We start from the raw sequence: 10,431 nt of genomic DNA on the forward strand, positions 1-10,431 counted from the left end.
ACCTAGCCAAGCAAGGCTAGGCATGTGGGAGTGCTTTTTCTGCACCTGAAATCAGATGAATATGTAAAGAAACAGCCCAAAACAAAAAAGCTTGTAGAAAAAAACACCGTTTTCTCTACAAGCTGAGAGGACATTAAGTCCTCTTCTTACTTACGATATGTCTATTAGTATCTTTCATTTACACGTGTTTTTGATGCTTTGTTTTCAAGGGAAATAGGGTCTTCTGTTTTAGTTCTCCTAATCTTTACAGAAATACCTACTAGAATGACCGCCATAGTTGTAAATATTCCCATGGTTAATAAGATCGTATCCTGATTTAAACTCCATCCAATTAAGAAAGAGATGATCGCTCCTCCGAAACTTGCCGAGGCAATAAATAAACTTGTAACTTCGTCAACGTACTTCTGAATAATGATTGATGCTAGTGTTAAAGCAATGGGAAATATGCCCGCTATACTTAGGCCAATCAAAAATGTACCACCCAATTGAAGTATTGGGTTACTTATATAAGAGAAAGCAATCAACAAAACAATTAAACAACTACAGCTAAAAAGAAGGTATTTGGAAAAATCAAGCCTTCTACTTACGAAACCAATCAATATTCTTCCTATGATGATCCCTACCCAGAAAAAGGAGACACTTATAAGACTAATTTGTTCATTGTCTTGGTTTATCATGATTGAAGGTAAAAAGTTGGCAAAATTTGTTTCGATTCCAGCATATAGGAAAGCAAAAAATACAAAAAAGCCTAATTGCTTTGATTTTTTTCTATCTCCTATAAAGTATTGAAATGCTCCTCCGTCTGGAAAGGTCACTTGTTGGTTAGCATTCTTAGCGTACTTTCGGTTCTTGGACAAGAAAATGAACCACCCTACGAATAGGACGAATAAAAAGGTGAATATACAGTAATACGGTAAAAACCAGTTATTGATATCTATGAAGGAATTAATTAATAATGGGAAAGATAAAGCGCCTAATCCAAAGAGAACTTCCAGCTTACTCATTTTTTCTGCATTACTTTCGAAATTAGCAATAACAAATGAACCAACTGTCGTTTCTAATGTGCCTGCCCCATATCCTAAGAGAAAAGCCATTACAATAATATAATACCAATCCTTAGTTAGAAAAAAGATACTTAACGCTGCAAGCATTATTGTCAAAGCTAAAGTAAGTGTCCTAAAATGACTGTATTTCTTAATCATTAACGGTGCGATTAATACTCCGCTTAGAAATCCGGTAAACTGAAAAAAGATTATGACTGAAATATCATCTGTTGTCTTGTTAAAAGCCTCTAATAGAAATGGTGTCAAACTCCCTGTTGATATATGGATAATACCTACTGTAAAAAAGAAAGCATATCCGAATAAATATGTCCCTCTTAACATTCATTACACCCCTATATGAAAAAGCAGGAAAGTAAATTCCTGCTTTTTTAGTAACTTCTCTCTTTGAAATACTAGTTGACTGCTGAAACAGACATTGGTTGAGAGTTGCTGTCTTTCTCAAAGAACATTTCTAACACTTCCTGAGATCTAAAACCATCACTAAAAGAAGGGATCTCAACCCAATCATTCTGAGTTGATGCAATCCAATTGATTAACTCGCTTCTAAAAGAATCAGCCCATCCATAAAACTCGTTTGGCGGATCGTTTAATAGGCTTTGCGGTACTGGGCAGTCTACCACGTTCAAGCCATCTATGAGCTTGTAAACGTGAGGATTACCTGTGTGGTATTTAAACTCTTTTTTGTGTCCAACTACCTCAATGCTAAAACCACAGTCTTCAGGTACAGAACATTTTGATGTGATGATATTTACAAATACCTTGTTCTTCAGCTGGCCATAAATTTCTGCATAGTCATCTACAAGTACCTGTTTATCCTCTTTTGTTTTTACATTTGTGTTCATCTTTGCCCTTACTGATTCTGTGATGAAATCACTCTCAAACAAATACCATACCATGTCAATAAGGTGAATACCCAGATCCCCCAATGATCCACTCGTCTTCTTACTGTTAGCGTCATCTCTCCAAGTAAACTTCTTACGCCTAAGTGCACTATTTTTCTTGAAGTGTACTTTTATGGACAGGATGTTACCTAGTTCATTATTGATAATTAAGCTTTTTAAGATATTTACGTAAGATAAATATCTATAATTAAACCCCATACTAGCTCTTACGCTCAACCTTTCAGCAGTATCTTTCATTATGCTTGCTTCTTCAAGAGAAATAGCCATAGGCTTTTCACACAAAACATGCTTATGTTTTCCTAATGCTTGCAAAGCATGTTCTTTATGGCAAAAGTTTGGTGATGCTACAATTAAACCTTCTGAGGCATCAATTAGTTCATCTGCGTTTTCAAATGACTTCCCGCCGAAAGTTTTCACAAAGCTTTCCGCGTTTTGTTGATTTATGTCATATACCCCTACTAACTCTGCATTTTTTATTGTAGATAAAGCAGTTGCATGCGCTCTTGCAATACCACCTGCACCTATGATGCCAATCTTCTTCATTTTAATTTCCTCCTCATGATCCAATTAATTTTTTTAAGGTATTAGTAATTCCTTTTGAGTACTCACTATCAGTTATAAGGTTGTGCAAGTTTTTGGCTTCCTGTGTTGCATTTTTTAGCAGATATCCATTTCCTACTGTCTGTAACATACGAACATCATTTCCACTATCCCCAAATGCGATAGCTCTTTCGGGATTAAGGTTGTATTTCTCTAACATAAACGTTACAATTTCATTCTTTCCTGTTCCAATGGGGATAAAATCTACATCATAGCTGTCTTCTGGATCGCCTGCTAAGGGATTACACCGATTTATATTTACTGAAACGCCATATTCCTCGCAGATTTTTTCAATTGCTGATAGGTTTTTCTTGTCGTTTATTTCATCTTGTTCCTGATAGTAGAAGTTATGCTTATACCGTGACTTTCCTAATTGAGTTTGAGGATTCAAAAGAATGTTATGATTTTCATGCAGCTGTTTCACAAGTTTTTCAACCTTTTCTTTACTAAACCCTTCATTAATGCGACTGTTCCACTTGTTATCTTGCTGACCGAAGTTATGCTCTGAAAAGTACGTAATTTCAGTTCCAAGATCACTAGCTATAAAATGCGGAAAATATCTAAATTTTCCTCGTCCCATTTTATCGAGAATAGATTCTATACTGCTCCCAGTAACCCATCCGATTATTAGTTCCCCATCTTTACTTTTTTGTTCTAGATAGTCTTCGAGTTCATAGATGTCTTGTTGCTTTTGTTCGTCGATTGTATGCGGAAAATACGTTTCATCAAAATCACAAAAAACAATATATTGAGGATGTTCAACCGTGGATAACGTTTTATACTCCGATTTCTTGCTTAATAACATGAAACAGTCCCTCCATTACTCTGTCTTGTTCTTCTAAAGTAAATGACGGATATAAAGGCAAATGCAGTACCTGACTATGGGCCTTTTCCGTATGAACCAATTGGAGTCCTGCATACTTGTCCTGTACTAAAGGAGTTTTTTGCATATGAGACAGTACTGGATAATATACATCTGTTTGAACACCAAAATCTTCATTTAATTTAGTCATGATATCTGCCCTATCTTCTGTTCTTACCTTAATAGGAAACAGATGCCATACATGATCTTCACTTAATTCTGGTAATTCAATATAGCCTTTATTCTGCAACTCTGCTAATTGGGTAATGTATCTATCCGCCAAGAACAGTCTTTTGAAGTTGTTTAATGAAAGGTACTTCATTCTCTCTAAACCAATTGCTGCCTGTAAATTGTCCATTTTTGAATTAAATCCAAAATTGATGTCTTTCTTATTTTTTACATTTACTTCAAAACCATGATAACTAAATTGAATGCATTTTTTAGCGAGTTCTTCATTATCAGTTGCTATTGCCCCAGCCTTGCCACATACACCAAAATTCTTATAGGGATTAAAACTTAATGTAGTGATGTCTGCATACTTTCCTAAGTCTGTCAGTCCAATACCTTGGCAGGCATCTTCAATTACTTTCAATTTATAACGATTTGCGATTTGTCGGATATGCTGCATGTCTGAATGTTTTCCGTATAAATGCACAGGTAGAATAAACTTTGTATAAGGAGTTATTGCTTCTTCAATTTTGTCAGGATCGATGCAGAATGTTTGCGGGTTAATATCTACATAGATAGGAACGCCTCCCAAAGCTAACACAGCATTTTCAGTAGCTGAAAAGCTATTAGCCGGCATGATAACTTCATCCCCTGGGTTTAACCCTAAAGCCAATAAACCTATCATAATAGCATCGGTTCCACTGCTGGTTGCAATTACATACCTTTTATGTAAATATGTAGATAAAACTTTTTCGAATTGCTCTAAATAGGGGCCACTCGTAAATTTTCCAGTTGGCAAAACTTCAGTTAATGTATTTAAGATATCTTCCACTTCATCATTGGTTATTAATCTGTCTACAGGCAAAAAAGGGACTTTACTGATTTCACGATTTTTTTGATAGTTGAAAAGATCATGTTCAATATCTATCTTTTCCTTTAATACTTGTTTCCACCGCTCGTTTACAATACTGTCTTCAATAACAAGTTCTTTTCCTTGTACGTCACCTTTTAAGTGTTTTAATAGTGACATGTTTTCTTTGCTTTTACCTGAAATCTTAACCTGTTTTTGCATGAACAGTACCTCCAATGATTTTATAATCTAAAAATTTATTACAAATTTATCCTAATTTCTGAAATCGGTAACATGTCAACAACTTTTTTAAGGAAGGGAAAATATGCCTACAATTGATGAAATAGCAAAATTATGCAACGTGTCTAAAACCACAGTGTCAAGAGTATTGAATAATCATCCGTATGTGTCGAAAGAAAAAAGAGATATGATCTTAAAGGCAATTAACGATCTTGACTACACTCCCAATTATTTAGCTCGGAATTTTAGGAGAAATAAGACACAAACGATAGCTTTATCGGTTCCGAGTATCGACCATCCATTTTTTGCTCAATTAATAAAAGGGGTCTCACATGAAGCACTGTTTAAGAATTACAAGGTAATTGTATTTCAGACCTTTTATGACAAACAGACGGAGCTAGAATTATTAGAGTTATTGAAACATAAAGAAGTGGATGGTATTATTCTTGGAACTTTAGAAAATGAATGGGATCAGATATCCTCTTTCTTAAAGTATGGTCCTATCTTATTATGTAATGAATATCATCACTCAGCGGACATCACGATAATTGGGTATGATGAATTTGAAGCTACATACATGGGGGTAGTACATTTAATTGAAAGAGGGCATAAAAAAATTGGGTTTTGTTTTGATACTCCATATAGCGAAGCTCAATGTCAGAGGAAAGAGGGGTATTTGAAAGCTTTACAAGATTACAATTTACATCATAGAAGCGAATGGATATTCGGCGAAATGTTTAATATCGAGGATGGCTTTCGTGTTTTTCATAAGATAAAGGATCTAAAGGACAGACCCTCAGCAATATTTACAGGAAATGATCAAGTCGCCGCAGGGATTATTAAACAGGCGATGAAAAATGGCTTTAAAGTTCCAGAAGACTTAGCTGTAATTGGTTTTGACAACCAATTGATTTGCCAAGTCGTTACTCCGACCATAACAACAATTGATATTCCCGTAATAGAATTAGGCCAACAGGCTGTGTTGAAAATTATCGAGTCCATTTCGGGTAATGCCTCTTTAAACAGAAGAATTATTAAACTGCCAACAAAGCTTATTATAAGAGAATCAACGTAACGATAGATTTCCCTTTATCATTTTATATCTTTATATAAGAAAAAGAGGTTATTCATATTAACCTCTTTTTCAATAGTAAGTCGTCAATTATTTCTTTCATTTCACCCTCTGGCAGCACTCACTTCAAATCTGATCCATTAACAACGAAATATCCGCTTATATTTCCCCATCTCGATGGTTTCCGATTTAAAAGTTCTTGAACCCTTTTTTCAACTAGGCATTACTGCCGCTAATCGAGCTCTTTTTGTCTTTTTTTTCACCATGAAGATGATGAAGCAGGCGATAAAACGGCGGCAGCAGGGCAATAACCAGAATGACGCGAATGACCTGAACCGCAACGACAAAGGTGGAATCAGCATGTAAGGTAACTGACGTCGTCGCCATCTCTGCAATCCCGCCGGGCGCAAATGCCAGAACAGAAGTGATGAGCGAAATTCCTGTCAGCTCAGAAACGATCACGGCGCTCAAAAACATTGCTGCGATTAAACCGACGGACGAGACAAACCCGACGATGATAATACGGGTGACGCCGGCAAACATGCTTTTGTACATCTTAGAGCCTATCGTTGCCCCGAGAAATACTTGTGATACATGGTTAGCTTGTGACGGCCACCATGCCGTCATGTCGTGCCCTGTCACCGCAGCTCCGCCAACATGTACAATTGCTACACCGAGCATGCTGCCGAGCAGCCATGGAGCTGGAAATTTTAAAAATTTCGCAGCTTTGCAAGCTCCCCAGGCAGCGAGAATAAGAATGACGGTCCACAAAACGGGAGCGAGCCTAAAATCTGTCGTTGCAGAAGAAATCGTCTCTGCTGCGGCACTTGCGGTACGATCTTGTTTTGTATAGATCAGAATGACTAAAAACGGAATGGAAAGGACCACGAGCAGCACACGCATCATTTGAACGAGGCTGACTATAGCGGTATTGGCGCCTACTTCCTGTGCAATGCTCGGCATGGCGGAAAGTCCGCCGGGAGCGGTGCCGACAAAGCTAGTCATCATATCCGTTTTGCTGAAACGCCAAAGCACATATCCTGACAGCATGGCCAGCAGGATAGACAATATCAGCATAACGCCGACTGAAAACCAATGGTCTTTGAGAACAGAGAGAACGGATAAATTCAGCTTTTGGCCCAATTCGATGCCGAGGATCATCTGCCCGAGGGCGAGCCATCGTCGGTTAATTCCTTTTTGGTCTGGTGCCATCATCAGCCATGCCGGCCGTATCATGGCGAGGCAGCAGGCGACAATCAGTGTTCCGATCATCCATCCAATTGATATTCCGGTTAATGAAAGAATAAACCCCCCGGCTGCACTGATTGCGATAAACCATAGATCTTTGAGGAGATTTTCGTCTTTCTTCAATGTAAAACCCTTCTTCCTTTTTCACGTAACACTCCAATTGTTCACGTAGTGAATGTATTTATTACTATAGTATATTTTTGTTGATAAAGAAATTATGAATTATTTTCTATAAGCGATTCACTTTTCTTATGACCTTGTGTTCGAGCTTCTCTATTGTGTAAGTCAGAGATAAACCCGCTGTCAGCAGACACACGGCAAGAGCGTAAAAAATCACTTCTCCGCCAAATGATGTCAGGATCAGCCCGCCTGCCAGCGGTCCGATTGAGCGGGATATATCCCAATGCAGACCATAGACAGCATAAAACCGGCCCAGCAAATGAGGCGGCGCCAATTTCGATATGAAGGTCTGGATGTGGGTTAGCCCGATGCTTTCGCCAACCGTCATCACCGCTGCCGTCACTAAAAGCATTGTCAGGGAGGTTGAGCATGCAAAACCGGCAGCCGCAAGGGAGTAGCAAATATAAGTAATGAAGAGGATTGTTTTCATTGAAAGCTTTTCGGTCCCTTTGACAAGAGGTACTTGGAGAACACAGCTGAATAAAGCTTTTGCTGCTGAATAGATGGTCAGCATGGACAGATAATCAGAAAACATGTTTTTGCTGAACAGCCTGTATGTTGTTTCTGTTTGTGCATATAACATGCTGATGGGGAGAGAAAGCAGCAAAAGAAGCAGGACAGGCCTGTATATCGTAAAGCTCGCGGACATTTTCGGGGTAACAGCTGGGTGTAGCGGCTTTGTCTCAGGCAGTTTCAGTGCAGCGATCAGAAAGTAGATAAACAATGCTGCGGCATCTAATGCGAATATCCACACGGGGTTATGATTGTACAGCAGCATCCCCACTAGCGGCCCTGCCGTCAGTCCCGCCGAATAGATCGCATTGATGACCGCAAACACTTCCGAACGTCTGCTTTCCGGCGTGCTTTCGGCGATTTGGGCGCGGGAAGCGGGAATGTACAACGATCTTCCGATGCCATTCATGACATAGAGAATAGCGAAAACATACGCATGCTCAGCAAATACAAACCCTGTCATTGCCGCTGATTGAAGAAGCAATGCGGTCAAAATCGCTGTGCGCCGCCCAATCCGGTCCGCCGCCTTTCCTGCAGCGAGCGTCAGGAAAATATCAGCAAATGGCTGAAGGCTGATGATCAGCATTGGTATCATGATACTGCCGTTTAATTGTTCATGCAGATACAGCACCATAAAAGGTCCCATCATTGCACCTGTCAGGCTTGTTAGCAATTCGCCGAAAAAGCGGAGCCGAACGGGAGCGGTATATCTCGATTTTATAGAGTGAAAACTGGTCAACATGTGATCGCCGCCTTTCGCTGTTTGATATAGTAGTAGTGTATAGAAGGGGCGGCGGCCCAAAAAGTGAAGAAAAGAAGAGATAAAAGTTCCCCTTTTGTCGGGAGGTGCGGGAATTGAAGCTAATAGAGCACTACGTGGCGCTTGTAAAAACAGGCTGCGCCGAGTATGGGCAAATGAATGAAATGACGCTCACTGAGGTTGCCGACTGTTTATGTTGTACAGAAAGAAATGCAAAGCTCATTTTACATAAGCTGGAGAACAGCAATTGGATTATCCGGGAAAGCGGGGCGGGGCGCGGCCGCAAATCTAAAATCGCGTTTCTTCGGAGGCCTGAGGAATTGCTTCTTCAAACTGCCAAGGAATATACCATGTCAGGAAAGCTTAAAAAGGCAAAGGAGCTGCTTCAGCAGTATCAGTCCGTGTTTCCAGGGCTTCAAAACGAATATAACATGTGGCTTTCAGAGGTGTTCGGATTTGTGACGGAGACGGGCGAGAATGGGACGAAGGATGTTCTGCGGCTGTTCATCGCGCCTGAATCTGTCAGCAGTTTGGATCCATGCCAAATATTTTTGCGGTCTGAGGGCCATTTCGTCAAACAGATATTTGATACACTCTTGACGTTTGATTCGGATATACAGGAGCCGAAGCCTCATTTGGTTCATGGATGGGAAGAGGTCGGAAAAAAACAATGGAGATTTTTTCTTCGAAAAGGTGTGTCATTTCATAATGGACAGCCGCTGACATCGCGGGACGTTGCGTTTACGTTTCAGCGCTTTTTGGAACTGGCTGACAACCCGTATAAATGGCTTCTGCACGGAGTGAAACAAGTCTTAGAAAAGAGCCCTTATTGTGTGGAACTCATACTCGATAAGCCGAATGCGCTTTTGCCGTATGCTCTTTGTGATGAACGGCTGTCCATACTGCCGGCAGAACAGGGCGGCGGGAAAAATGGAACAGGGCCTTTTCAGATGAATCAGCAACACAGCGGGATGCTTGTGCTTGAAGCCAATGAGCGCTACTTCAAGGGACGCCCCTATTTGGATCGCGTTGAGTTTGTGTTTTCTGAGCAAGCCGGAGAGATAAACGGTTTTACCATTCAAGAAAAACAAACATGTCCTAAGCAGCAAACTGTCTTTGATGAGCGGCATGTTCAGTATTTGTCGCTTAATCTGAAAAAGAAGGGGCCTCTTCAGCACCGAAGCTTTAGAAAAGCACTCCGGCTGCTGATTTCCTCTGAACGGCTCGTTCGTGAAGCGGGAGGGCACCGAAGAATCCCGGTTACGTCCTTTTTGCATCCGAGTCCTTTTGAGTGGGAGGGCGTTTCGCCATCTGAATTGTTGAAGAAAAGCGGATACGAGGGCGAAACAATCGTGCTTTATACCTTTTCGGAAACGGATCATCGTGAGGACGCCGAATGGATTCAAAATATTTGCGCCCAGCACGGTATCAGGCTTACACTTCAATTCTGTGATGCTGCTGAACTGCGACGGCCGGAAACCGTGCAGATGGCGGATATCATTCATGACAGTGCGACGTTTTATCAAGACAGCGAGTTTGGTTTTCTGCATTTGCTGCTGTCGGAGAACAGTTTCTTGTATCAGCATCTATCTGAAAAGCTGACACAGATATGCTCAGGAATGACAGAGCGGATGTTTTCCATGCCTGACCGCTGTTCGAGAATCGACATCCTGCATGACATTGACCGGCAGATGATACAGGAGCTGAACGCGATCCCACTGTATCAAAATGTGCTCCAGGTGACATCAAGTAAAAATGTAAAAGGCCTGGTGCTTGATGAAGAGGGATGGATTGATTTGTACTCCGTATGGCTGTCCAAATAAAAAGAGGGTTCTTTTTTGAACCCTCAGCTTGTAGAGAAAACGGTGTTTTTTTCTACAAGCTTTTTTGTTTTGTGCTGTTTCTTTACATATTCATCTGATTTCAGGTGCAGAAAAAGCACTCCCACATGCCTAGCCTTGCTTGGCTAGGT

Annotated in this window: 8 protein-coding genes; 2 read left to right on the forward strand and 6 right to left on the reverse strand. The window is 40.4% G+C overall.

Annotated elements, in window-relative coordinates; all coding sequences use genetic code 11:
* Positions 1 to 164: 164 nt before the first annotated feature.
* From glcP to ntdA, 4 genes are all read right to left on the reverse strand, one after another.
* The gene (gene glcP, locus WA279_RS20600) at positions 165 to 1,385 is read right to left on the reverse strand and encodes a glucose/mannose transporter GlcP (RefSeq protein WP_336156487.1); all 1,221 of its coding nucleotides are present in this window, start codon (positions 1,383 to 1,385) and stop codon (positions 165 to 167) included.
* Positions 1,386 to 1,456: 71 nt separating this feature from the next.
* Positions 1,457 to 2,509, reverse strand: coding sequence for a glucose-6-phosphate 3-dehydrogenase NdtC (ntdC, locus tag WA279_RS20605; protein WP_015383282.1), 1,053 nt, complete (start codon positions 2,507 to 2,509; stop codon positions 1,457 to 1,459).
* Positions 2,510 to 2,522: 13 nt separating this feature from the next.
* Positions 2,523 to 3,371, reverse strand: a complete 849-nt coding sequence (ntdB, locus tag WA279_RS20610; RefSeq protein ID WP_336156488.1) for a kanosamine-6-phosphate phosphatase — start codon at positions 3,369 to 3,371, stop codon at positions 2,523 to 2,525.
* The gene (ntdA, locus tag WA279_RS20615; RefSeq protein WP_336156489.1) at positions 3,343 to 4,668 is read right to left on the reverse strand and encodes a 3-dehydro-glucose-6-phosphate--glutamate transaminase; all 1,326 of its coding nucleotides are present in this window, start codon (positions 4,666 to 4,668) and stop codon (positions 3,343 to 3,345) included. Before ntdA ends, ntdB begins: the two co-directional genes overlap by 29 nt.
* 103 nt (positions 4,669 to 4,771) lie before the next feature.
* On the opposite strand from ntdA, the gene ntdR reads away from it, so the two are divergent.
* Positions 4,772 to 5,761 (forward strand): NTD biosynthesis operon transcriptional regulator NtdR, encoded by a 990-nt coding sequence (gene ntdR, locus WA279_RS20620; RefSeq protein ID WP_336156490.1) that lies wholly within the window; start codon positions 4,772 to 4,774, stop codon positions 5,759 to 5,761.
* Positions 5,762 to 5,974: 213 nt separating this feature from the next.
* Here the strand turns inward: ntdR and WA279_RS20625 are convergent, their stop codons facing one another.
* Together WA279_RS20625 and WA279_RS20630 are read right to left on the reverse strand one after the other, a co-directional pair.
* Entirely contained in the window at positions 5,975 to 7,129 is a 1,155-nt protein-coding gene (locus tag WA279_RS20625) for an AbrB family transcriptional regulator (protein ID WP_015383286.1), read from the reverse strand.
* Positions 7,130 to 7,235: 106 nt separating this feature from the next.
* On the reverse strand, positions 7,236 to 8,441 hold the full coding sequence (locus WA279_RS20630) for an MDR family MFS transporter (RefSeq protein ID WP_336156491.1): 1,206 nt from the start codon (positions 8,439 to 8,441) through the stop codon (positions 7,236 to 7,238).
* 113 nt (positions 8,442 to 8,554) lie between these two features.
* On the opposite strand from WA279_RS20630, the gene WA279_RS20635 reads away from it, so the two are divergent.
* Complete coding sequence (locus WA279_RS20635) at positions 8,555 to 10,282, forward strand: SgrR family transcriptional regulator (protein ID WP_336156493.1); 1,728 nt, start codon at positions 8,555 to 8,557, stop codon at positions 10,280 to 10,282.
* The last annotated feature ends 149 nt before the right edge of the window (positions 10,283 to 10,431 follow it).

The sequence above is a fragment of the Bacillus sp. 204(2023) genome (genome assembly GCF_037027505.1).
Classification (GTDB): Bacteria; Bacillota; Bacilli; order Bacillales; family Bacillaceae; genus Bacillus; species Bacillus subtilis.